This window comes from Janthinobacterium sp. GW823-FHT06H09 (assembly GCF_058794735.1).
The window spans coordinates 107,858-130,822 of sequence record NZ_JBXAHC010000009.1 but is presented as its reverse complement, the minus strand read 5'-3'; the positions used below and the strand labels follow the sequence as shown (position 1 = coordinate 130,822).

Annotated in this window: 18 protein-coding genes; 13 read left to right on the top strand and 5 right to left on the bottom strand. The window is 65.2% G+C overall.

Features of this window, described 5'->3' with window-relative positions:
• Positions 1-18: 18 nt before the first annotated feature.
• Both AC1Q6X_RS17040 and AC1Q6X_RS17035 read left to right on the top strand, forming a co-directional pair.
• Positions 19-1,287, top strand: coding sequence for a cytochrome-c peroxidase (locus AC1Q6X_RS17040; RefSeq protein ID WP_492497888.1), 1,269 nt, complete (start codon positions 19-21; stop codon positions 1,285-1,287).
• Between the two features lie 149 nt (positions 1,288-1,436).
• The gene (locus tag AC1Q6X_RS17035; protein WP_070312834.1) at positions 1,437-1,766 is read left to right on the top strand and encodes a hypothetical protein; all 330 of its coding nucleotides are present in this window, start codon (positions 1,437-1,439) and stop codon (positions 1,764-1,766) included.
• A gap of 57 nt (positions 1,767-1,823) precedes the next feature.
• Here AC1Q6X_RS17035 and AC1Q6X_RS17030 read toward each other — a convergent pair whose 3' ends face one another.
• The 5 genes from AC1Q6X_RS17030 to phaP all read right to left on the bottom strand — a co-directional run bounded on the left by AC1Q6X_RS17030 (position 1,824) and on the right by phaP (position 10,481).
• Positions 1,824-3,677: a sensor domain-containing diguanylate cyclase gene (locus tag AC1Q6X_RS17030; protein WP_492497980.1), complete on the bottom strand. Its 1,854-nt coding sequence runs from the start codon at positions 3,675-3,677 to the stop codon at positions 1,824-1,826.
• A 383-nt stretch (positions 3,678-4,060) separates the two neighbouring features.
• Positions 4,061-5,761 carry a methyl-accepting chemotaxis protein gene (locus AC1Q6X_RS17025; RefSeq protein ID WP_492497887.1) on the bottom strand — a complete coding sequence of 567 codons (1,701 nt, stop codon included), beginning with the start codon at positions 5,759-5,761 and terminating at the stop codon, positions 4,061-4,063.
• A 125-nt stretch (positions 5,762-5,886) separates the two neighbouring features.
• The gene (locus tag AC1Q6X_RS17020; RefSeq protein WP_492497886.1) at positions 5,887-7,695 is read right to left on the bottom strand and encodes an ABC transporter ATP-binding protein; all 1,809 of its coding nucleotides are present in this window, start codon (positions 7,693-7,695) and stop codon (positions 5,887-5,889) included.
• Positions 7,685-9,436, bottom strand: a complete 1,752-nt coding sequence (locus AC1Q6X_RS17015; protein ID WP_492497885.1) for an ABC transporter ATP-binding protein — start codon at positions 9,434-9,436, stop codon at positions 7,685-7,687. The genes AC1Q6X_RS17020 and AC1Q6X_RS17015 overlap by 11 nt, the downstream gene beginning before the upstream one ends.
• A gap of 166 nt (positions 9,437-9,602) precedes the next feature.
• Entirely contained in the window at positions 9,603-10,481 is an 879-nt protein-coding gene (phaP, locus tag AC1Q6X_RS17010) for a TIGR01841 family phasin (RefSeq protein ID WP_492497884.1), read from the bottom strand.
• 382 nt (positions 10,482-10,863) lie between these two features.
• Between phaP and AC1Q6X_RS17005 the strand changes: the two genes are divergently transcribed.
• From AC1Q6X_RS17005 to AC1Q6X_RS16955, 11 genes are all read left to right on the top strand, one after another.
• Entirely contained in the window at positions 10,864-12,138 is a 1,275-nt protein-coding gene (locus tag AC1Q6X_RS17005; protein ID WP_409027957.1) for an amidohydrolase family protein, read from the top strand.
• Between the two features lie 36 nt (positions 12,139-12,174).
• The gene (locus AC1Q6X_RS17000) at positions 12,175-12,693 is read left to right on the top strand and encodes a GNAT family N-acetyltransferase (protein WP_492497883.1); all 519 of its coding nucleotides are present in this window, start codon (positions 12,175-12,177) and stop codon (positions 12,691-12,693) included.
• A gap of 8 nt (positions 12,694-12,701) precedes the next feature.
• The gene (locus tag AC1Q6X_RS16995) at positions 12,702-13,232 is read left to right on the top strand and encodes a GNAT family N-acetyltransferase (RefSeq protein ID WP_492497882.1); all 531 of its coding nucleotides are present in this window, start codon (positions 12,702-12,704) and stop codon (positions 13,230-13,232) included.
• 173 nt (positions 13,233-13,405) lie between these two features.
• Positions 13,406-14,650 carry an ABC transporter substrate-binding protein gene (locus tag AC1Q6X_RS16990; RefSeq protein WP_492497978.1) on the top strand — a complete coding sequence of 415 codons (1,245 nt, stop codon included), beginning with the start codon at positions 13,406-13,408 and terminating at the stop codon, positions 14,648-14,650.
• A 120-nt stretch (positions 14,651-14,770) separates the two neighbouring features.
• Positions 14,771-15,661: a carbohydrate ABC transporter permease gene (locus AC1Q6X_RS16985; protein WP_121671187.1), complete on the top strand. Its 891-nt coding sequence runs from the start codon at positions 14,771-14,773 to the stop codon at positions 15,659-15,661.
• Complete coding sequence (locus AC1Q6X_RS16980) at positions 15,649-16,476, top strand: carbohydrate ABC transporter permease (RefSeq protein ID WP_070289186.1); 828 nt, start codon at positions 15,649-15,651, stop codon at positions 16,474-16,476. The genes AC1Q6X_RS16985 and AC1Q6X_RS16980 overlap by 13 nt, the downstream gene beginning before the upstream one ends.
• A gap of 10 nt (positions 16,477-16,486) precedes the next feature.
• Entirely contained in the window at positions 16,487-17,527 is a 1,041-nt protein-coding gene (locus AC1Q6X_RS16975; RefSeq protein ID WP_492497881.1) for an NAD(P)-dependent alcohol dehydrogenase, read from the top strand.
• Positions 17,528-17,529: 2 nt separating this feature from the next.
• Positions 17,530-18,666 carry an ABC transporter ATP-binding protein gene (locus AC1Q6X_RS16970; RefSeq protein ID WP_492497880.1) on the top strand — a complete coding sequence of 379 codons (1,137 nt, stop codon included), beginning with the start codon at positions 17,530-17,532 and terminating at the stop codon, positions 18,664-18,666.
• 35 nt (positions 18,667-18,701) lie between these two features.
• On the top strand, positions 18,702-19,592 hold the full coding sequence (locus AC1Q6X_RS16965; RefSeq protein WP_070289188.1) for an AraC family transcriptional regulator: 891 nt from the start codon (positions 18,702-18,704) through the stop codon (positions 19,590-19,592).
• Between the two features lie 17 nt (positions 19,593-19,609).
• Positions 19,610-21,085, top strand: coding sequence for a xylulokinase (gene xylB, locus AC1Q6X_RS16960; RefSeq protein WP_492497879.1), 1,476 nt, complete (start codon positions 19,610-19,612; stop codon positions 21,083-21,085).
• Positions 21,086-21,311: 226 nt separating this feature from the next.
• Complete coding sequence (locus AC1Q6X_RS16955) at positions 21,312-22,940, top strand: methyl-accepting chemotaxis protein (RefSeq protein ID WP_492497878.1); 1,629 nt, start codon at positions 21,312-21,314, stop codon at positions 22,938-22,940.
• Positions 22,941-22,965: the final 25 nt, after the last annotated feature.

Here is a 22,965-nt window from a genome sequence, read left to right as displayed (position 1 = left end):
TTGCTACGCTGCCAGCCCATGATGAAAACGAAGCCCTCACTGCTGCTCGCCTTTGTAGCCGCTTGCCTGCTGGCCGCCTGCCATCCGGCAGCGCAAAAGGAAGCCGCGGCCAAGCCCGCCTATCTGGCGGGCGCCTACGCGCCCACCCTGCCACGCCAGCCTTCCGTGGCCCAGATGACGGCCATGGGCCGCGCCATGTTTTTCGAGCCCAGCCTGTCCGTGTCGGGGAAGATGTCGTGCGCCAGCTGCCACAGTCCCGAGCACGCGTATGGGCCGCCGAACGGGCTGGCGGTGCAGCTAGGCGGCCCGGAGCTGAAGGATGCGGGCACGCGCGCGGCGCCCTCGCTGCGCTACCTGCAGACCGCACCCGCATTCACCGAACATTTTCATGACGACGATGGCGACGACAGCGTCGATGCGGGCCCCACGGGCGGGCGCAACTGGGATGGCCGCGCCCAGTCCGGCCATGAGCAGGCGCTGGCGCCGTTGCTCTCCCAACGCGAGATGGGCAACCGCGACGCGGCGGCCGTCGTCGCCAAATTGCGCGCTGGCCCCCTGGCGGCGCAATTTCGCCAGACGTATGGCGCCGATATCTTCGAGCAGCCGGGCCAGGCCTTGCGCTGGGCGCTGATGTCGCTGGAAGTGTTCCAGGAAAGCCCGCTAGATTTCTATCCGTACACGAGCAAGTACGACGCCGTCTTGCGCAAGCAGGCCGTTTTGAGTCCGCAGGAAGCGCGCGGCCTGGCCCTGTTCAACGATGAGCGCAAGGGCAATTGCGCGTCCTGCCATATCAGCCAGATCACTTCCGGCGGCGCCTTTCCCCAATTTACCGATTACGGCTTGATCAATATCGGCGTACCGCGCAATGGCAAGCTGCCCGTCAATGCGGACCCGGCGTTCTTCGACATGGGACTGTGCGGCCCGGACCGCACCGACTTGATGGAGCACAAGGAGTACTGTGGCAGCTTCAAGACGCCGTCCCTGCGCAATGTCGCCCTGCGCAAGGTGTTTTTCCACAACGGCAGTTTTGACAGTCTGGAGCAGGTGCTGCGCTTTTACGTGCAGCGCGATACGGCGCCGCAAAAATGGTATCCGGCAGAGCGAAACGGCAAGGTGCGCAAATACGACGATTTGCCGCCGGGGCTCGAGGCGAACGTCAACGTGGAAGCGCCGTTCGACCGCCAGCCGGGCCAGGCGCCGGCCCTGAACGAAGCGGAGATCGCCGACGTGATCGCCTTCCTGCATACCTTGACGGATGGCTATCGGCCGGCCCCCGCGGCACACTGAACGCATGCCAAAAAAATATCAAGATACCATTGCTTACAACTACGCTACAAAAGCCTGTTTTTATGTGCGTTAGCGCACGCTAGAAAATTTTAGGCAGGTGTATATTGCGAACTGATCTGTGTCTTTTGATAACAATGAAAGGGAATACCATGAAAGTAAGCAAAAATTGGATGACCGTGTGCGCCGCCGGCATGATGGTTGTGGCATTGGCTGCCTGCCAGAAGAAGAGCGATGTCGCCGCCGGTCCTGCGGAACAAGCTGGCCAGAAGATCGATGCGGCCGCTGCCAAGGCTGAAGCCGACATCAAGGCCGCAGCAACCAAAGCTGACGCCGCCGTGAGCCAGGCCGCTTCCGATACGGGCGCCAAGATGGACCAGGTCGCCGCTGACGCCGACAAGAAAATGAGCGAAGCGGCCGACGCCGTCGGCAAGAAAGTGGAAAAAGCCGGTGAAAAGATGCAGGACGCCGCGCACAAGTAATCACCGTCATCACCGCGCCAGGACCAGCTAACGCCGGCCCGGTTCCCGCAGCTGTCGTCAGGTGACGGCAGCTGCGGCGACGCCATCGCCCGCTTGGCCGCCTGGCGTCAACGTTTGCGTTCCAGCCGTGTCCGGCCTGTCCGCCTCGTCCGTCCCCCCCAGTACCACGCTCAAATCGACAAAGCCGTCGCGCCACGCGCGTTCCAGGTCTTGCTCCACCACTTCCAGGGTCGTTCTTTCCACATGATGAAAACCGCGCAAGCCATACGCCCGGTTGCGCCCGTGCGCCTTGGCCAGGTACAGCGCCATGTCGATCAGGTTGACGCTGCGTTCCCACGTGAGCGGCCGTCCCAGCGGCGCCAGCGGATAGGGCGCAAAGCCCACGGACACGTGCACCTGAATGGTCTGCCCCTGGTAGTCGATGCGTTGCGCCGCCATGCCGTTGAGGATGCGCCGCGCGATCTCGTCGAGCCCGTCGCGCGCGACGGCCGGCAGGAAGGCAAGGAATTCCTCGCCGCCCCAGCGCACGATCATGTCCGTTTCGCGCAACACGTCGTGCAGGGTTTCGGCGATCGTCGTCAGCACCAGGTCGCCCGCCGCATGGCCGTAAGCGTCGTTGATGTGCTTGAAGTGGTCGACGTCGAGCAGGAACAGCGCGCCCACGACATCGTCGCCGGCATAGGCGGGCTGCGGCTTGCCCGCATGGCTGCGCATGAATTCCTGGAAATGGCGGCGGTTGTACAGGGCCGTCAGCGGGTCGCGCGAACTCTGGCGCTTGAGTTCCTGGTTTTTTACCTTCAGCTGCACGTTCGCATGGCGCACCTTGCGGTACAGCAAGCCAACGATGGCGGACGCCATGGCCAGTACCAGCGCCAGCAGCCACCACACGCGCTGCTGCAGACGGCGGTTGTCGATTTCGGTGCTCTTGAGCTGATTTTCGCGGCTCAGCAGCTCGATCTGGCGCTGTTTCTTTTCCGCCTCATACTTTTCTTGCAGTTCATACACGGCCTTTTGCCGCTGCTTTTCGAACAGCTGGTTGGAAATGCCGCGCTCGCGGTGGTACGCGGTGACGGCGCCGCGCAGGTCGCCCGCCTTTTCCAGCGCCATGCCGTATTCCAGCAGCACGGCCTGCATTTCCGGCTGGTTGGCCGTGCGTTCGTAGTAGGCCAGGCCCGTGGCCACGCTTTGCTTGCCTTCCTGCAGCCGTCCCTGGCCGATCAGCGCCTGGCCGATGTTCAGCCGCGCCGTCGCCTCCACCTGTTCATCGTTGACGAGGTCCGCCGCCGTGATCGCTTCATTTGCATAGCGCAAGGCGCGCGCGTAGTCGCCTTCCTTGAGGTAGCTGTCCGACAGGTTGACGAGGGTGACGGCCACCATGCCGCGCGCGCCCAGCTGGCGTTCCAGCGCCAGGGCCGCCAGCAGGGCGCGCTGGCCCCGCTGCGGCTGCTGCGCGTCGAGCGCCAGCCCGTATTCCGTATTCTTTGCCTGCGCCATGCGGCCCGGTGACGCCAGTCTCGCGGAGACTGCCAGCAATTCGTCGAGCACTTCGAAGCCCTTGTCGTATTCGCGCATCTGCGTGTACAGCAGGGTGAGGGCATTCAGGGCGGCGGCCAGGCTGGACGGGGATTTGCTCTGGCGCGCCAGGTCGACGGCTGCCTGCAGCTTGGCCAGCGCAAACGGAAAATTGCCTTCCTCGGCCCACGACTGGCCCGCGCTGATGGTCGCTTGCACGCGCACGGGCAAGTCGTCCGTGCCATTGGCGATCTTTTCCGCCTCAAAGGCCAGCAGGTGCGAGGCGCGGCGCTCGTTGCGGGCAAACGTGATGTAGGCCTTGTTGAGTATGCCTTTTGCCAGCGCCACATCGCTCTTGTTCATGCGGGCGTAGGCAATCAGTTCCTCGGCCAGCTGCATGGCGATGTCGTTCTGCCCCAGGCGCATGCGGGCGTTGCTCAGTTGGGTAAGGAATTCCGCGCGCACGGGCAGGGGAGCGCTGCGCGCCTGCGTTTCGACTTCCTGCAGCCGTTGCAGCGCGCGCGCTGGCACGTAGCGGCCGTCGTCGCGCACGGCGGCAAGATACTGCTCAAGGTCGCTGACCTGGGCGTGTGCGGCAGGCGGCAGCAAGCAGGCCAATACCAGCAGCCAATGCGCCTTTCGCCATGATGCCCGTCTCTGTCTGCCTGCCAACGTCCCGCTCCCGCAATGACCACCTGTCTGTAACAGATTATATTCTGTTGCAATCCAGAAATATCATGCAGTGCGCGGAAATTTGCGAAAGTGCACACTTTGGCCGCACGTCAGCGCAGGGGCAGGGCGGCCGTGGCCGGCGGGCTGCCTTTCAGGCGGAAGATGGCGACGGCCGCGATCAGGGCTTGTGCCTGTTCCTGCAGGCTTTCGGCCGCGGCGGCCGCCTGCTCGACCAGGGCGGCGTTCTGTTGCGTGATGTTGTCCATCTGCGTGACTGCCTGGTTGACCTCGCTGATTCCCGCGCTTTGCTCGTGGCTGGCGCTGGTGATTTCGCTCATGATGGCGGCCACCTTCTGGATCGATTCCACCACCAGCGCCATGGTGCGCCCGGCCTCGTCGACGAGCTTGCTGCCGGCGTCGACCCGTTCCACGGAGGCGCCGATCAAGGTCTTGATTTCCTGGGCGGCGGCAGCGCTGCGGTGGGCCAGGCTGCGCACCTCGCCGGCGACGACGGCGAAGCCGCGTCCCTGTTCGCCTGCCCGCGCCGCCTCGACGGCCGCGTTCAGGGCCAGGATGTTGGTCTGGAAGGCGATGCCGTCAATGACGCCGATGATGTCGGCGATCTGGCTCGAGCTTTCCTTGATCGCGCCCATCGTGCTGACCACCTGGGCGACAACGGCGCCGCCCTGCACGGCGACGGCCGAGGCGGTGGCGGCCAGCTGGTTCGCCTCGCCGGCGTTGCTGGCGTTTTGCCGCACCGTCGCCGTCAGCGTTTCCATCGAGCTGGCCGTCTCTTCGAGGGAACTGGCTTGCGCTTCCGTGCGCGCGGACAGGTCCGCATTGCCCAGCGCGATTTCGTGCGTGGCCACCGACATTTCGCCGGTGCCGCTGCGGATGTCGCCGATCAGCCCCGTCAGGTTGGCGTTAATGGTGTTCATCGCATGCAGCAGCACGCCGATTTCATCGGCTCGTTCGATGACGGCGTCGATGCTCAGGTCGCCGCCGGCGATCAGCTGCGCCGTGGCGATCGCCTGGTCCAGGCTGCGCTTGATGTGGCGGTACACGAGGAACAGGCACAGCAGCGAGACCATGACGGATACCAGCAGCACGCCGACCGTGACGGAGTAGGCGGCCATGGTGCCGCTCATCGCCGTCCGCACGGCCGTGCCCGTGCGCTGGTCGAGCAGGGTGAGGAATTCATTCACCGGCTGCATGATCTTCGCCTTGTTGCTGTGGTATTGGGCATCGTGCATGATGGCGCGGGCCATTTCCAGGTCCGGCGGCCCGGTTTTGGTGAAGTTGCCGCTGCCGTCGTCGAAGCGGCCCTTGACGGCGTTCATGGCGATCACTTCGGTCTTGACCAGGCCGTCCGAATTGGCTTGCGCTTCGCGCAGCTTGGCGAATTCCTGCTCGCTGAAGCCGGCCTTGCGCATCAGTTCTGCCAGCGGCACGGCAGGCCCCGTCGATGCGGGCACGGGCACGCCTGCCGCCACGAAGTCCCAGTAGATGCGCTCGTAATGGGCGGGGCGCGGCTTCTTGCCGTTGCGGATGTCGAGGATGTCCAGGTATTGCTGTTCGTACCTGGCGTCGCCGGTGACGACGTAGGTGCGGGCCAGCCGGGTCAGGTCGTCCGAGCTTTGCCGCAGTTCGTCGGCCAGCAGGTAGGACTGGTAGCGCGTTTCAGTGACGCGGTTCGCCTCGGCCTGCTTGCCCGCCACGCGGAACAGCGCCCACAGGCTGATGACGGAGAGCGCCAGGCTGAGCAGAAAAATGGCGGCAAAGATATTCCTGATCGACAGTTTGCTGCGCATGGTATCCCCCGGAAGTGTGGTTGGGGCCGTTGGCGCTGCCCGCCAGATGAATATACTCCCGTCTGTACGGCATTTTTAATGCCGTACAGAAAAAAAGTGGCGCCATGCAACGGCGCCCATGGCTATCAAATTGCCAGTTGCTGCAGCAGGTAGAGACGCTGGTACAGGCCGCCTTCGATCTGCATCAGTTCCTCGTGCGGTCCCGCTTCCGTGATGCGGCCATGGTTGAGCACGATGATACGGTCCGCTTCGCGGATGGTCGACAGGCGGTGGGCGATGGCGATGATGGTGACCTTGCCGCGCAACTCGTTGAGGGCCGTCTGCACGATCTGCTCCGTCTGGCTATCGATGCGCGACGTCGCTTCGTCGAGCAGCAAAATGCGCGGCTGGCCGGCCAGCGCGCGGGCAATCGCGATCAGCTGCTTCTGCCCCGACGACAGGCGCGAGCCGCCTTCGCCCAGCGGCGTGTCGTAGCCGTGTTCCAGCGCCGCGATGAAGTCGTGCGCATGCGCGGCGCGCGCGGCCGTCTCGATCTGCTGCTGCGTGTAGCCGCGGCCCATGTCGATGTTTTCGCGTGCCGAGGCGGCCAGCAGGAAGGGGTCTTGCGGCACCAGGCCCACGTCGGCGCGGAAGTGCTCGTTGTCGATGCTGTCGAGGGCGACGCCGTTGATGGCGATGCTGCCCTGCGTGACGGGGTAGAAGCGCAGCAGCAAGGAGAGCAGGGTCGACTTGCCGCTGCCCGTGTGGCCGACGATGCCGAAGAAGGCGCCTTGCGGGATCTGCAGCGACAGGTCGTGCAGCACGGGCTGGTTTTCCACGTAGGCGAAGGTCAGGCGGGCGATGTCGACTGCGGGCACGTCGCTGCCCGTTTTCGCCTGCCGCAGGGCCGGTGTCTCCCTTCCCTGTGCGTGTTCCAGCGCCTGCGCTTCGTCGAGCAGGGCCGAGACGCGCGCCGTGGCCACCACCGACTGCTGCAGCTGGCTGAACTGCATGGTGATCTGGATCAGCGGTTCGATCACGCGCGCGATGTAGCTGATGAACGCATACAGCACGCCCACTTCCACGGCACCCATGTCGCGGCGGCCGAAGCTGAAGATGACGACGGCCAGCAGCACGATGTTGAGCATGTCGAGCGCGGGGCGCAGCAGCCAGGCGTTGGCGCGCAATTCCTGCATGCGCGCCGTGTAGTGGTCCTGGTTGATGCCCGTGAAGCGCGCGCCGAAGCGCTTTTCCGCGTTATTCGCCTGCAGCACGCTCATGCCGCCGATCGATTCGGCGATCTGGCCGTTGATCTCGCTGCGCAGGGCGCGCGCGCGCGTGACGGCCGGCGCGCTCCAGCGCTGGTACAAAAAGACGATGAGCAGCACGGCCGGCAGCAGGGCCAGCACGATCAGCATCAAGCGCCAGTCGAGGAAGGCCATGGCGGCCATGGTGCCGACCAGGACGATGGAGCTGTCGAGGATGACGAACAGCACCTGCACGTACAGCGATTTCACCGCTTCCGTGTCGTTGGTGACGCGGCTGACCAGCTGGCCCGTGATGGCACGGTCGAAAAAACTCATCGGCAGGCGCAGCACGTGCTGGTAGACGGTTTCGCGCAGGCGCTGCACCGAGCGCATGGCCAGGCCGGACAGGCGCACCAGCTGCAAATAGCGCAGGCCGGAAGCGACCCAGCCCGTCAGCAGGCAGCCGCCCAGCAGCAGCGACATGCGCGTCCAGTCCAGGTGGCGCGGCAGCAGATGCTGGTCGATCAGAGCCTTGCCTAAAATGGGACCCGTGACTTCGAGGGCGGCGGCGAGGATCAGCCAGAACGTGGCCCAGTATAAATGGCGCAGGTCGGGCGCGGCGGCGCGGCGCAGCAGGCCGACGGCTTGCGCGGCCTGGCGGCGCACGGATGGCGTGGCGGTGTTGGCTTGGTCGTTCTTAGATGGCATCGAGGCTGGCCTCCAGTTGTTGATAGCGCCACTGGCTGGCGTACCAGCCGTCGCGCTGCATCAGCGCGTCGTGGTTGCCCGTTTCCGTCACGTGGCCATCGCGCAGCACGAGGATCAGGTCCGCGTTGACGACGGCGCTCAGGCGGTGGCTGGCGATGATGGCGCTGCGCTCGGGGCGCTTGCGGCGCAATTCCTCCAGGTGCTGCAGGATGCGCGTTTCCGTGCCCGTGTCGACGGCGGACAGCGCATCGTCGAGCAGCAGCAAGCCGTTGTCGGCCAAGAGAGCCCGGGCAATCGCCACGCGCTGGCGCTGGCCGCCGGACAGGGTGATGCCCTTTTCGCCCACATGCGTTTGATAACCGTCCGGGAACTGCAAAATGTCCGCGTGGATGTCGGCCAGCTGCGCCGCCCGCTCCACTTCCTCGTGCGTGGCGCCGGGGCGGGCCAGCGCGATATTGTCGGCGATGGTGGCGGAGAATAAAAAGGACTCCTGCGGCACCCAGCTGATCGCCGCGCGCAACGCGTGCAAGGTGTAGGCGTCCAGCGCGTGCCCATTCCACGTGGCCGTGCCCGATTGCGGCGTGACCTGGCGCAGCAGCACGCGCAGCAGGGTCGACTTGCCGCTGCCCGTCGGGCCGACCAGGCCCAGGGTCTGGCCCGGCTGCAAGCGCAGCGAAATGCCGGACAGGGCCGGCGCCGTCTGGCCCGCATACGCAAAGCCGACGTCCTGCAATTGCAGGGGGCCGGGCGTCAGCGTGGCGATGCTGCCATGGTCGTCGATGGCCAGCGGCGCGTCGAGCATCGGCTGCAGGCGCTGCCAGGCGGCGCGGCCCCGTTCGATCAATGACAGCACCCAGCCGGCGGCGAACATGGGCCAGATCAGCTGGCCCAGGTACATGGAAAAGCTCGTCAGCGCGCCGATGGTCAGCTGGTCTTGCCACACGAGGTAGCCGCCCAGGCCCAGGGTCAGCGCCGTGGCCGCCGTCAGGGTCAGGCCGACGGCCGGTTCATACGCCGCTTCCCAGCGCTGCGCCGTCAGGCTGGCGTTGGCCGCGTGGCCGGCCAGGGTGGAGAACTGCTTGCTGCTGCGCTCTTCCAGGCCCAGCGCGCGCAGGGTGCGCACGCCCGACAAGGACTCTTGCACGTGGTCGTTCAGCGCGGAAAAGCGTTGCAGCGAATCCGTCGACGCCGTATGGATATGGCTGGAAATGCGCCAGAAGGCCAGTCCCATCAGCGGGAAGGGCAAGAGGGCGATGCAGGCCAGGCGCCAGTCCACGCCCAGCAGCATGATGCCGAGCACCATCAGCAGGGTCAAAGTGCCGTCGAAACCGGCCAGCATGGCTTCGCCGGCGGCCATTTCGATGGCGTCGATATCGTTCGTCGCCAGCGCCATCAGGTCGCCCGTGCGCTGGTTCTGGTAGAACGACGCGCCCTGCTGCGACATGCGCGTGTAGAAGCGCGTGCGCAGCATCACGCCCAGCTGGTAGGCGGCCTTGAACAGGGTGATGCGCCAGCCCACGCGCAGGAAGTAGATGACGACGCCGACGGCGAGCAGAGTCAGCAGCTCAAGCCACAGTTCGGCGGCCGTCATGCGGTGTGCGGCCAGCGCGTCGATGATGGCGCCCACGCGGCGCGGGATCCAGACGGTCAGTGTTGCCACGCCTGTCAGCATGACGGCGGCGGCGGCATACGCCGGCCAATGCTGACGCACGAAGCCGGCGATGAGCCTCGATAAACTCATGGTTACCTTTTGTTTTGAGTAATGGGGTGTCGCGGGGCGGAAGGACGGGCACGCGGACGGAAAAGTACGCGTAGGATACAACAAGGCGGAAAAGCGCGCTGTGGACGAGCACGCAAAAAACGGGCCGTAGCCCGTTGTTTTGCTGCGTCAGTGCCGTGCGCGCGGCTTACTTGCGGCCGCTGCCTTTGCCGCCGCCCAGCATGTCGAGCTGTTTCGATGGCGTGCCCTTGGGCGCTGCCTTGGCTGCCGGCTTGGCCGCTGGCGCAGCGGCGTGCTGCACGGCGGCCTTGGCCACGGTCTTGCCGGCGGTGCTGGCCGGCTTGGCGGCGGGTTTGCTCGAAGGAAATGACTTCGCGGCTGGCTTGGCGGGGGCTGGCGCGGCGGCTTTCGCTGGTGCGGCGGCGGGTGCCGCTGCGTGCTTGGCTGCTTCAGGCTTGGCTGCCGGTTTGGCCGCCGGCTTGGCTTCCACCGCTTTGGCGGCAGGCTTGTCGGCAACCTTCTCGGCCGCCTTGGCAGGCGCTGCTTCCGGTTTGGCTGCCGGGGCGGCGGCAGGTTTGGCTACTTCAGCAGGCTTGGCGGCAACGGGGGAAGGCGCCGCGGCCGGTGCTGGTGCAGGCGCAGCGGCAGGCGCGGCAGCGGGCGCGGGCGCCGCGACGGCCAGGACAGGTTTGGCTGCGGCAGGAGCCGGGGCCGTTGCTGCGGCTGGCGCGGCCGCATCGAGGCGGGCCTTGGCCGAGGCCAGCAATTCCGCCTGCGTGCCCGAGGCGATGCCGAACAGCTGGCGGCTGTAGGCCAGCACGCTCTCGATGCTTGGCTGCGCCTGGCTGGTGCTGTAGCTGAAGAAGTCGCGCGGGTCCTGCGTAACGAGCAGGTGCTGCGCCGTTTCCGCCGTCTGCGAAATGGCGGCCTTGCCGGCGTTCAGGTTCAGGGCGATGATTTTTTCGGCGCTTTCAAAGACTTTGCTGGTCAGAAGGCTGAAGATTTGCAGCTGGCTTTCCAGTTGCGACTTGGCGGCGCTGGAAAATTGTTCAGGAAGCGGAAACATATTTACTCCTTTGTACGGATTAAAATGCTGGCAAAACGCTCTGCAAAATCCCGAAAACCAGAGTTGGCCGCGTTTTGTAAAGTGGGTAGCGTGCTGAATAGCTGATCATAGACTTTTTATGATGCAACGCAATATGAATATTCTAGCGGTGATTCGAGTTAGTTGAAAGTTATTTTCTCAAGGGCGTGCGCCGTATGTTTTGCGCTATTCATGCGCCTGGCGGCATTTGCGGGAAGTTTGCGCGCGCGCAAAGCGCTGCCAAGGAATCTATGGCTACGCTTTTGCCAGTGCCTTGTTTCTTGCACTGCAACATCCGCGAGAAATATGTAAATGATCATTAACTGAAACACCAGACACAGTCGTCAACCGAAGGAGTGTCCGCATGGACCTAGTCATCCGCAATGCCAGCCTGCCCGACGGGCGCCGCGCCATCGATATCGCCATCGAGGGCGGCCGCATCGCCGCCGTCGGCCCCGCCTTGCCCGTGACGGGCGTGCAAGAGATCGACGCCGCCGGCGACCTCGTCACGCCGCCCTTCGTCGACGCCCACTTCCACATGGACGCCACGCTCAGCTATGGCCTGCCGCGCGTCAACGCCTCCGGCACCCTGCTCGAAGGCATCGCCCTGTGGGGCGAGCTGAAACCGCAACTGACGCAGGACGCGCTGGTCGAACGCGCCCTGCAGTATTGCGACTGGGCCGTGGCGCGCGGCCTGCTGGCGATCCGCTCGCACGTGGATATCTGCGACCCGCGCCTGCTGGCCGTCGAAGCGCTGCTCGACGTCAAGCGGCAAGTGGCGCCGTATCTCGATTTGCAGCTGGTGGCCTTTCCGCAGGACGGCATCCTGCGCAGTCCCGGCGCCTTCGATAATCTAAAACGCGCGATCGCCATGGGCGTCGACGTGGTGGGCGGCATCCCGCATTTCGAGCGCACCATGGCCGACGGCGCGGAATCCGTGCGCCTGCTGTGCGAATTCGCCTGCGAGCGTGGCCTGATGGTCGACATGCATTGCGACGAATCGGACGACCCGCTGTCGCGCCACATCGAAACCCTGGCCTTCCACAGCCAGCGCTTGGGGCTGCAGGGCAGGGTGACGGGCTCGCACCTGACGTCCATGCATTCGATGGACAATTATTATGTGAGCAAACTGCTGCCCCTGATCCGCGAGGCGGGCGTGGCGGCCATCGCCAACCCCCTCATCAACATCACCCTGCAGGCGCGTCACGACACGTATCCGAAGCGGCGCGGCATGACGCGCGTGCCCGAGATGCTGGCCGCCGGCATTCCCGTCGCCTTCGGCCACGACTGCGTGATGGACCCGTGGTACAGCCTCGGTTCCGGCGACATGCTGGAAGTGGCGCACATGGGACTGCACGTGGCGCAGATGACGGGCCAGCAGGCGATGCACGAGTGCTTCCTGGCAGTCACCGAGACGCCGGCGCGCATCCTGGGCCTGGACGGCTACGGCATCGCGCCCGGCTGCCACGCGGACTTGCTGATCCTCGATTGCGGCTCCACGGTGGAAGCGCTGCGCCTGCGCGCGGCGCGGCGCCTGGTGCTGCGCCGCGGGAAAGTCGTCAGCGAGGCACCGCGCGCGCAATCACGCCTGCATCTGCCGGGGCGGCCCGAGAGTGTGAACTTCCGCCTGGGGCGCTGATACAATCGGCCATCACTTGTTATCGGGAGCACCGCCTTGAAAGAAATTGATATCCGTCCGGCCAATGAAGGCGATTTCGACGCCATGTGGGCCATCTTCCAGACCCTGGTCGCCGGCGGCGACACCTATACCTTCCCCGCCGGGACCACGCGCGAAGAGTGCCACGCCTACTGGTTCGGTCCCGGCGTGCAAAGCTTCGTCGCCGTGATGGGCAGCGAGCGCCTGCTGGGCATGTACAAGCTGGTGGCGAACCAGCCGGGCCATGGATCGCACGTGGCCAATGCCTCGTTCATGGTCGATCCCGCCGCGCAAGGCGTGGGCGTGGGCCGCCTGATGGGCGTGCACTGCATGGAAGAGGCGCGCCGCGCGGGCTACCTGGCGATGCAGTTCAACTTCGTCGTCAGCACCAACCTGGCCGCCGTCACTCTGTGGAAAAAGCTGGGTTTCACGGTGGTCGCCACCCTGCCGCTGGCCTACCGCCACGCGCAGCTCGGCTATGTCGACGCCTACGTGATGTACCAGCTGCTGACCGACCCGATGCAGTGGCCGGCATGAGCGGCGCCATGACAGAGCCGATTACCGTCATCGAGACGCCCCGTCTGCGTCTGCGCACCGCCACCCTGGACGATGCGGCCTTCTACATGGAGCTGGTCAACGACCCGTCGTGGATCGCCAACATCGGCCAGCGCAACATCGACACGCTGGAAGCGGCCCGCGCCGCGCTGGAGTCGGGACCGATGGCGCAGTTCCGCGACCATGGCTATTCGCTGTACATCGTCGAGCGCCGCAGCGATGGCGCGCCCGTGGGCATGGCCGGCCTGGTGCGCCGCGACAGCCTGCCCGGCCCCGATATCGGCTACGCCATGCGTCCCGCCTACTGGGGCCAGGGCTATGCCTGGGAGGCGACGGCGGCCATCGTGCGGCATGCGCAGCACGTGCTGCGCCTGCCCACCCTGTACGGCATCACGTCGCTGCAGAACCAGGCGTCGATCAATCTGCTCAACAAGCTGGGGCTGCGCTTCGAGCGCTTTACGCGCCGCCAGCCGGACGGCAAGGATACGAATGTCTACCGCCGCGATTTTCGTTTGGATTGACGCGGCAAATCCGTATCGGAAAAGTGAAAAAAAGTATTTAGAAAGCCGCGTCTTTTGTAGTGGTGGCGCGCGGGCTTTGTTTTTATAGTTGGCATACCGGTGGAAAACCGCCGGACTATAAAAACTGGAGACTCGTGATGAAAATCGTTACTGCTATTGCATGGGGCGGCGTCATGTCCGCCGCCTGTGCATCGATGCCGGCGGCATCGGCGCAAAGCTGCTCGGTGCCCGTCCTCAAGGTGCTGGCGCAAAAAAGCCTGGGCCTGACTGTGATGGAAAAGACCCTGGCCGAGTATGAAAAGAAAAACGGCACCAAGGTGCAGATCAGCTATTTCGGCGAAAACGATCGCCGCTCGAAAGCCCGCCTCGACGCTTCCACCAAGGCCGGCTCCTACCAGATCTATTACATCGACGAAGCCAACGTGGCCGAATTCGCCACGGCCGGCTGGGTCGTTCCCCTGCTCAAATACCTGCCCAAGGACGCCGACTACGACGACTTCCTGCCGGGCCGCCGCGCCGTCGCCTCGTACAAGGGCGTGGCGTATTTCGCGCCCCTGATCGGCGGCAGCGACTTCCTGTTCTACCGCCGCGACCTGCTGGAAAAGGCCGGCATCGCCGTGCCGAAGACGCTCGACGAACTGGTCGCCGCCGTGAAAAAACTCAACAACCCGCCGAACGTGTACGGCTGGGCGGCGCGCGGCCAGCGCGGCTCGGGCATGAATGTGTGGCGCTGGGCGCCGTTCATGCTGGCCGCCGGCGGCAAGTGGGAAAACAATGGCGTGCCGGCCTTCAATTCGCCGCAGGCCGTGAAGGCCACCACCCTGTACCGCGAACTGTTCAAGTATTCGCCGCCGGGCGGCGCCACCTACGACTGGAGCAATGCGCTCGAAGCATTCAGGTCGGGCAAGGTGGCGTTCATGGTCGAATCGACGCCGTTCGCCGACTGGATGGAAGACCCGAAAAAATCCTCGGTGGTCGACAAGGTGGGCTATGTGCGCCCGCCATCGCCGCTGCCATCGGCCGCGTATGGCCATGGCCTGGCCATCTCCGCCACGGGCGCGAAGGATGAATGCACGCGCCAGGCGGCCGGCAAGTTCATCGCCTGGGCCACGGGCAAGGAGCAGGAACAGGCGCGCCTGAAGGACAACGTCTTCAGCGACTACAACCGCAGCAGCACCATCGCCAGCGAGTACTTCCGCAAGCACGTCAAGCCGCAGATCCAGGCGGGCCTGACGGACACCACGCCCGTCTCGCGCGTCACCATCTGGCCTAGCCCCGAGTGGCCGGACATCGGCGACAACCTGGGCGTCGTGCTGGAAGAAGTGTTTACGGGCACGCGCGGCGACGTGCAGAGCGCGCTCGATGAGGCCAACGAGTACGCGACGGAAGTGATGCAGCGGGCCAGCAAGCGTAAATAAGCCCATATCGCCAACGACTCCACCAGCTAAAACCAGGGGTCAGACCCGACGGGTCTGACCCCAGCTCTTGCTTTTGGGGTAACGCCAGCGCTTGTCCGTTCTCGTTTGAAAGCCATGACCATGCCGCACACCATCCGTAAAAAACGCCACACCTGGCTGCCGGCCGTGTTCCTGACGCTGCCGCTGCTGGTCCTGCTGGTACTGGGCCTGGTGCCCAGCATCGCCGCCATCAACCTGGCCCTGCAAAACCGCGTGCTGCGCTACAGCGACAGCGACTACGTCGGCTTCGCCAATTTCATCCGCCTGTTCGGCGACCGCCGCTTCCTCAATGCCGTGCAGGTATCGGCCATCTGGGAAGTGGTCACCGTGGCCGGCTCGCTGCTCGTCGGCGTGCTGCTGGCCGTGTTCCTGTTCGAGAAAGTCAAGGGACGCACGCGCGATCTTCTCGCGCTGCTGCTGATCGTGCCCGTGCTGCTGCCGCGCGTGTCGGCCGCCTTCATCTGGAAGTTCATGTATTCGCCGCTGATGGGCATCCTCAACTGGCTGCTCGAATGCGTGGGCATGGGCGGCACGGCGCTGCTGTCGGACCCCGCCACGGCCCTGTATGCGGTGGCGCTGGTCGATATCTGGCAGTGGGGGCTGTTCTTCGGCGCCGTCATCCTGAAGCTGCTCGAAACCCTGCCCGCCGAACCGCTGGAAGCGGCGCGCCTCGATTACGCCAGCACGCTGCAGGTATATGCCTACATCGCGCTGCCGATGCTGAAGGTACCGATCATGAGCCTCGTGTTCATCAAGATGGTCGAGTCGCTGCGCTCATTCGACCTGATCTACGTGATGACCAAGGGCGGCCCCGGCATCTCCACCGAAACGCTGGACATGTACGCGTATGCGCAAGGCATCGGCCTGATGGGCAAGGTGTCGTACGCATCGAGCATGGCCGTGCTGATGATGCTGGCCACGACTGTCATCTTCACCTTACTCTGGAAGCGGGTCGCCAAATGGGAAAACTGACTCTGACGCGCGGCGCTGGCGCCGTCACCACCACCGCCATCACCACCGTGATTATCCTGGTGGCGCTGTTTCCCATCCTGTGGGCCGTGCTCAATTCCTTCAAGGAGCTGATGGACATCGTCACGCCCGTGCCGCGCTTTTTCTTCAGCCCGACCCTGGCTAACTACCAGCAGGTGCTGGCCAGCCCCGAGGTACTCACGGGACTGGGCAACAGCGTGGCCATCGTCGGCGTGGCCGTGCTTGCCGGCGCCGTGCTCGGTGTGCCGGCCGCATATGCGATCGCCCGCTATCCGATTCCGGCGAAGAAGGATATCCAGTTCTTCCTGCTGTCCCTGCGCTTTTTGCCGCCCGTGGCCGTCGCCATTCCGCTGATCTCGATCTGGATCGACCTGGGCCTGTACGACTCGCGCCTGTCGATGGTGGTGACGTATCTGCTGGTGACCCTGTCGACCATCATCTGGCTGTCGATTCCCGCCTTTGCCCGCATTCCGAAGGAGATCGAGGAAGCGGCCGCGCTCGACGGCTACGGCCCCTACCAGGTGTTCTGGCACGTGGCCCTGCCGGTGGCCTCGAAGACCCTGATGGGCGGCATCGTCTTCAGCTTCGTGCTGGTCTGGAATGAACTGATGATCGCGCTGGCGCTCACCTCGTCGAAAAGCATGACCCTGCCCGTGGTGGCGTCGGCGTTTACCTCGATGGGCCAGGAAGTGCCGTGGGGCGTGGTGAACGCTTCCACCGTGCTGCTGGCGCTGCCGCCGCTGCTGTTCGTCGGCATCCTGGGACGGCTGCTCAACTCCATGCTCAAACATAAATAAGGAATTCATCATGCAAGCACTCGTACTGGAACAGGCGGAAAAAATCACCTTGCGCGACATCGACGTGCCGCTCGTCGTCGGCCCGCGCGACGTGAAGATCAAGATTCATACTGTCGGCATCTGCGGCAGCGACGTGCATTACTTCAAACATGGCAAGATCGGCCCCTTCGCCGTCGAAGCGCCGATGGTGCTCGGCCACGAAGCGTCCGGCGTGGTCGCGGAAGTGGGGGATGAGGTGACGCATTTGAAAGCGGGCGACCGCGTCTGCATGGAGCCGGGCGTGCCGCAGTTCGACTCGCCGGCCACCATGCGCGGCCTGTACAACCTCGACCCGGCCGTGCGCTTCTGGGCCACGCCGCCCATCCACGGCTGCCTCACGCCGTACGTCGTGCATCCTGCCGCATTCACCTTCAAGCTGCCCGACAACGTCAGCTTCGGCGAAGGCGCCATCGTCGAGCCGCTGGCCATCGGCCTGCAGGCGGCCAAGAAGGCGGCCATCAAGCCGGGCGACGTGGCGGTGGTCATCGGTGCCGGCACCATTGGCGCGATGACTGCGCTGGCGGCGCTGGCGGGCGGCTGCTCGCGCGTGATCCTGGCCGACCTGGTGCCGGAAAAGCTGGCCCTGTTCGCCGATAACGCGGCCGTGACCACGGTCGACGTGCGCCAGGCCAGCCTGGCCGACACGGTGCGCGTGCTGACGGATGGCTGGGGCGCCGACATCGTCTTCGAGGCCAGCGGCAGCATGCGCGCCTACGACCACATCGTCGACCTGCTGTGCCCGAACGGCTGCCTGGTGCTGGTCGGCATGCCGCCGGATAAGGTGCCTTTCGATATCGTCGCCATCCAGGCCAAGGAAGTGCGCATCGAGTCGGTGTTCCGCTACGCGAACATCTTCCCGCGCGCCATCGCCTTGCTCGCCTCGGGCAAGATCGACGTGAAACCCTTCATTTCGCGCACCTTCGGCTTTGCCGACGGCGTGCAGGCGTTCGAGGAAGCGGCCCAGGGCCATCCGCGCGACGTCAAGATACAAATCGAACTGGCAGGAGACTGATCATGGCAAATATCGCCTGCAGGCAGCTGCACAAGACCTATGACCAGAAGACGGCCGTGCTGCAGCCGTTCGACCTGGAGATCGCCGACGGCGAATTCATCGTCCTGCTGGGGCCTTCGGGCTGCGGCAAGTCGACTCTGCTGCGCATGATCGCGGGCCTGGAAGACATCAGCGGCGGCGAGCTGCACATCGGCGGCGCCATCGTCAACGATTTGCCGCCCCGCGCGCGCAACGTGGCGATGGTGTTCCAGAACTACGCGCTGTATCCGCACATGACGGTGTACGACAATATCGCCTTCGGCCTGCGCCGCCTGAAGGTGCCGAATGACGAGATCGAGCGCCGCGTGCGCGAGGTGGCGGCCATCCTCAGCCTGGACAGCCTGCTGGAACGCAAGCCGCGCGCCATGTCGGGCGGCCAGCAGCAGCGCACGGCCATCGCGCGCGCCATGATCAAGACGCCGCAGGTGTTCCTGTTCGACGAACCGCTGTCGAATCTGGATGCCAAGCTGCGCGCGCAGCTGCGCGCCGACATCAAGCGATTGCACCGTCGCCTGCGCACCACCACCCTGTACGTCACGCACGACCAGCTCGAGGCTATGACTCTGGCCGACCGGGTGGTGCTGATGAAGGGCGGGCATATCGAGCAGATCGGCACGCCGGCGGAACTGTACAACCATCCGCGCACCCTGTTCGCGGCTGGCTTCATCGGCACGCCGGCCATGAACTTCATCGACGGCGTCGTCGAAAAAGACGGCGGGCAAACGGTGCTCGTGTGCGCCGGCTACCGCTGGCCATTGACGTCGCCCCGCTTCGCGGCGCTGCAGGCGGGGGCGCGCGTGGTCTTCGGCCTGCGCCCGAACCACTTGCGCGCGGCGCAAGCGCAGGCACAAACGCGGGAGCCGTCAGGCACGCATGACCTGGCGTGCGTGATCGACCTGGTCGAGCTGCTGGGGGCCGAAGCGCTGATCAGCTTCCAGTGCGGCGCCTTGAGCCTGTCCGCCCTGCTGCCGGCGAATGCGGCCAACAGTGCGGCGCAGGTGGGGCAGACCCTGGCGCTGGCCTTCGACGAGGAGCACATGCACCTGTTCGACGCCGACAGCGGGCTGGCCGTGGCGGTCGGTACTCAGGTAAGTGGTTAGAATAGCTGGCAACGAGACCGCGCAAGGGAACTGCCGTGACGCCTGACCTGGAACTGATCCACAAACCGATCCACGAATCGTTTCGCGCGTGGGCGCACGGCTTTCCGCACACCGTGGCGAAATGGCATTTTCATCCCGAGTACGAACTGCACTTCATCATCACATCGAACGGCAAATTTTTTATCGGCGACCATATCGGCAGTTACGGGGCGGGCAATCTGATCCTGACAGGGCCGAACCTGCCGCATAACTGGGTCAGCGAACTGCCGGAAGGCGTGGTGCTGCCCGAGCGCGATTTGGTGCTGCAGTTTTCCAGCGATTTCATCGAACGTTGCGCGCTGCTGTTCCCGGAAATGGCGCCCCTGAAAAGCCTGCTGGGCGAGGCCGCCAGGGGCTTGCAATTTCCCGATGCGCTGGGGCTGCGCCTGGTGCCGCTGATGAAGGAATTGACGACGGCGCAGGGCTTGCGCCGGGTCGAACTGTTTACGCGTTTGTTCGGCGAGCTGTGCGAGTGCCGCGAGCGGCGGCCCCTGGCCAGCGTGACCTATCTGGCGCAGGCAGGCCGCTACATGTCGTCGACCATCAACCTGGTGCTCGCCTACATCAAGCAGAACATCACGCTCGATTTTTGCGAGCAGGACGTGGCCGACGTGGCGGAGATGAACACCTTGAAATTCACGCGTTTCTTCCGCAAGCATACGGGCACCTCGTTCATTCAATACGTGAACCAGGAGCGCATCGCGCTGGCCTGCGAGCTGCTGATGAACACGGACATGAAGGTCACCGATATCTGCTACCGCACGGGATTCAACAACCTTTCCAATTTCAACCGCCAGTTTTTGGCGCACAAGCAGATGTCGCCGTCGAAGTTCCGCTCCTGCCTGCTGATGAACATGCCCGAGCCGTCCGGCGACGGCCATTCTTAACTCTCTTTTGGAATCAAATGACTTATCTCGGTATCGATATCGGCACTTCCGAAGTCAAGGCCATCCTCACCGATGACGCGCAGACCATCCTTGCCAGCAGCGGCGTGACCCTGCGCGTCTCCAGCCCCCATCCCGGCTGGTCGGAACAGAATCCCGAAGACTGGTGGCATGCCACGCTGGACGTGATCGCCGCCATCCGCGCCGCGCAGCCGGTGGCGTTTTCCGGCTTGCGCGGCATCGCCCTGTCGGGCCAGATGCATGGCGCCACCCTGCTCGACAAGCAGCAGCACGTGCTGCGCGCGGCCATGCTGTGGAACGACACGCGCGCCTTTGCCGAATGCGTGGAACTCGAGGCGCTGGTGCCCGAGTCGCGCGCCATCACGGGCAACCAGGCCATGCCCGGTTTCACGGCGCCCAAGCTGCTGTGGCTGCAAAAGTACGAGCCATCGCTGTTCCGCGCCACGGCCAAGGTCCTGCTGCCCAAGGATTACGTGGCCCTGCGCCTGACGGGCGAGTATGTGTCCGACATGTCCGACGCTTCCGGCACCCTGTGGCTGGACGTGGCCAAACGCGACTGGTCCGAGCGCATGCTGGCCGCCACGGGCCTCACGCGTGAGCACATGCCGCGCCTGGTCGAAGGCAGCCATGCCGCCGCGCAGGTGCGGCCCTCGCTGTGCCAGGAATGGGGCATTGCGCACGCGGTCGTGCTGGCTGGCGGCGCGGGCGACAACGCCGCGGCGGCTGTCGGCCTGGGCGTGGTGGAGCCGGGCGCCGGCCTGCTGTCGCTGGGGACCTCGGGCGTGCTGTTCGCCGGCAGCGACGGCTTTGCGCCTAATCCGGGCCAGGGCGTGCACGCGTTCTGCCATTGCCTGCCCGAGCGCTGGCACCAGATGAGCGTGATCCTCAGCGCCGCATCCAGCCTCAGTTGGGTGGCGCGGCTGACGCAGTCGAACGACATCGGCGAATTGGTGACGCTGGCGGAAAACGTCGAGGCGCGCACGGCCCCCGTCTTCCTGCCGTATTTGAGCGGTGAGCGCACGCCGCACAACGACGCTTCCGCGCGCGGCGTGTTTTTCGGATTGTCGACGGAACACGGGCGCGCGGAACTGGCCTACAGCGTGATGGAAGGCGTGGCCTTTGCCATGGCCGACGGCAATGCGGCCCTGCGCAGCGCCGGCACGCATCTGAAGGAAGCGTCGTTCGTCGGCGGCGGCTCGCGCAGCCGCTTCTGGGCCCAGCTGTGCGCAAATGCCTCGGGCTTGCACGTGCTGCGCCACGATCACGGCGTGGCCGGCGGCACCCTGGGCGCGGCGCGCCTGGCGCAGATGGCGGCGACGGGCTTGCCGCCTGCGCAAGTGTGCACGCGCCCTGCCGTGCAGGAAACGGTGGCGCCGCAGGCCTCCGGTGTGCTGGACGAGCGCCTGGCGCGCTACCGGCGTTTGTATCCGCTGTTGCGCGAAGAATTCGCGGGGGCGGCGGCGGCAACGCGCTGACGGGGCCGGCAAGATTGCCGGCCCGGCCATGCTGCGTCGGCGGGAATATGGCCAGACAGTCAATCTTCCCGTGTAATTTGTTGTTTCTATGTTGAAAGTGTTTCTCTAGCGAAAGCGCCGCTTGGTTTTTCGCGGGGCGGGCCGCATGATTTCCCTGTTTGGTGGGAATTGGATAGATTTGGCGACGCCTTTGTTGCCATCCTGTTCTTGCCGCCGGGAGAAACATATGCAACTCGCGAATCTGAAAATCTCCGTCCGCCTGGGTCTGCTGGGCGCCTTCTTCTTTCTTGCGCTGGTGTTCGTCGGCGCACGCGGCTGGAGCGCGCTCGACGCGGCCAGCGCGCGCAGCAACGAAGCCATGCAGCGCTCCGTGGCACTGACGGAAGCCGTCGATGCGGCGCGCAGCGCGCAGGTGGAATTCAAGATCCAGGTGCAGGAATGGAAAAACATCCTGCTGCGCGGCGGCGACGCGGCCGCCTTCCAGCGCTACCGCGAAGCGTTCGTCGCCAGCGGCGCGCAGACGCGCAAGGAATTGAAAGGCCTGCAGGCCATGATGGAGGCATTGAAACTCGATACGGCGCCCGTCGAGCGTGCGCTGCAGGCGCACGATGCGCTGGGCGTGAGCTATCTGGCGGCGCTGCAAAAATTTGATGGCGCGCGCGCCGACAGCGCCCAGACGGTCGATGCGCTGGTCAAGGGCATGGACCGCGAACCGACGCGGCAGATCGACGCCATCGTCGCGGCCATCGGCAAGCAGTCGCACGGCCTGATGGCGCAGATGAAGGAGCAGGATGACGCCGCGCACCGCAGCGCCAGCATCGCCATGCTCGTCACCGTGCTGGTGACGCTCGTTGTCGGCAGCGTCACCGTGTGGTGGCTGATCCGCAGCATCACGGTGCCGCTGGGCGCGGCCGTCGGCATCGCCCAGCAAGTGGCGGCCGGCGACCTGCGCGCCGTGGTGGCCGGCGGCAGCCGCGATGAAATCGGCGACCTGCTGCGTGCGCTGAAAGCGATGAGCGGCAACCTGGCCGCCATCGTCGGCAGGGTGCGCGTCGGCACGGACGCCATCGCCCTAGCGTCCGGTGAAATTGCCAGCGGCAATATGGACTTGTCGTCGCGTACGGAAGAACAAGCCAGTTCGCTGGAAGAAACGGCCGCCTCGATGATCGAGCTGACCACCACCGTGCGGCAGAATAACGACAACGCCGACCAGGCGCGCCAGCTGGCCGGCGGCGCGTCCGACGTGGCGCAGCGCGGCGGCGCGGCAGTGGCGCAGGTGGTGCAGACCATGAACCATATCAATGCCTCCTCGAAGCGCATCGTCGACATCATCGGCGTCATCGACGGCATCGCCTTCCAGACGAATATCCTGGCCCTGAATGCGGCCGTGGAAGCGGCGCGCGCGGGCGAGCAGGGACGCGGTTTCGCCGTCGTGGCCAGCGAAGTGCGCAGCCTGGCCCACCGCTCGGCCGCGGCGGCCATGGAAATCAAGCAGCTGATCGGCGAATCCGTGCGCACGGTGGAAGAGGGCAGCGTGCTGGCCGGCCAGGCCGGGCGCACGATGGATGAGGTGGTGAGCAGCGTGCAGCGCGTGAACGCCATCATCGGCGAGATCGCCGTGGCCAGCGTGGAACAGCGCGACGGCATCGAACAGATCAGCATCGCCATCAGCCAGATGGATGGCGTGACGCAGCAGAACGCGGCCCTGGTGGAGCAGGCCGCCGCCGCAGCGGACGCGCTGCAGCAGCAGGCGGCCAGCCTGGCCGACGCCGTCAGCATCTTCAAGCTGCACGGCACGCCCGGCGTGGCCGCATCGGTGGGCGCCGCCCTGGCGCGAAAGCTGTCGCTGGCCTGAAGCCGGCGTGCCCTGCGCCGCTTGA

Coding starts and splice junctions, on each gene's coding strand:
- AC1Q6X_RS17040 (WP_492497888.1), top strand. CDS start 19: ATGATGAAAACGAAGCCCTCACTGCTGCTCGCCTTTGTAGCCGCTTGC.
- AC1Q6X_RS17035 (WP_070312834.1), top strand. CDS start 1,437: ATGAAAGTAAGCAAAAATTGGATGACCGTGTGCGCCGCCGGCATGATG.
- AC1Q6X_RS17030 (WP_492497980.1), bottom strand. CDS start 3,677: ATGCAGCTGGCCGAGGAACTGATTGCCTACGCCCGCATGAACAAGAGC.
- AC1Q6X_RS17025 (WP_492497887.1), bottom strand. CDS start 5,761: ATGCGCAGCAAACTGTCGATCAGGAATATCTTTGCCGCCATTTTTCTG.
- AC1Q6X_RS17020 (WP_492497886.1), bottom strand. CDS start 7,695: ATGCCATCTAAGAACGACCAAGCCAACACCGCCACGCCATCCGTGCGC.
- AC1Q6X_RS17015 (WP_492497885.1), bottom strand. CDS start 9,436: ATGAGTTTATCGAGGCTCATCGCCGGCTTCGTGCGTCAGCATTGGCCG.
- phaP (WP_492497884.1), bottom strand. CDS start 10,481: ATGTTTCCGCTTCCTGAACAATTTTCCAGCGCCGCCAAGTCGCAACTG.
- AC1Q6X_RS17005 (WP_409027957.1), top strand. CDS start 10,864: ATGGACCTAGTCATCCGCAATGCCAGCCTGCCCGACGGGCGCCGCGCC.
- AC1Q6X_RS16995 (WP_492497882.1), top strand. CDS start 12,702: ATGACAGAGCCGATTACCGTCATCGAGACGCCCCGTCTGCGTCTGCGC.
- AC1Q6X_RS16990 (WP_492497978.1), top strand. CDS start 13,406: ATGTCCGCCGCCTGTGCATCGATGCCGGCGGCATCGGCGCAAAGCTGC.
- AC1Q6X_RS16985 (WP_121671187.1), top strand. CDS start 14,771: ATGCCGCACACCATCCGTAAAAAACGCCACACCTGGCTGCCGGCCGTG.
- AC1Q6X_RS16980 (WP_070289186.1), top strand. CDS start 15,649: ATGGGAAAACTGACTCTGACGCGCGGCGCTGGCGCCGTCACCACCACC.
- AC1Q6X_RS16975 (WP_492497881.1), top strand. CDS start 16,487: ATGCAAGCACTCGTACTGGAACAGGCGGAAAAAATCACCTTGCGCGAC.
- AC1Q6X_RS16970 (WP_492497880.1), top strand. CDS start 17,530: ATGGCAAATATCGCCTGCAGGCAGCTGCACAAGACCTATGACCAGAAG.
- xylB (WP_492497879.1), top strand. CDS start 19,610: ATGACTTATCTCGGTATCGATATCGGCACTTCCGAAGTCAAGGCCATC.
- AC1Q6X_RS16955 (WP_492497878.1), top strand. CDS start 21,312: ATGCAACTCGCGAATCTGAAAATCTCCGTCCGCCTGGGTCTGCTGGGC.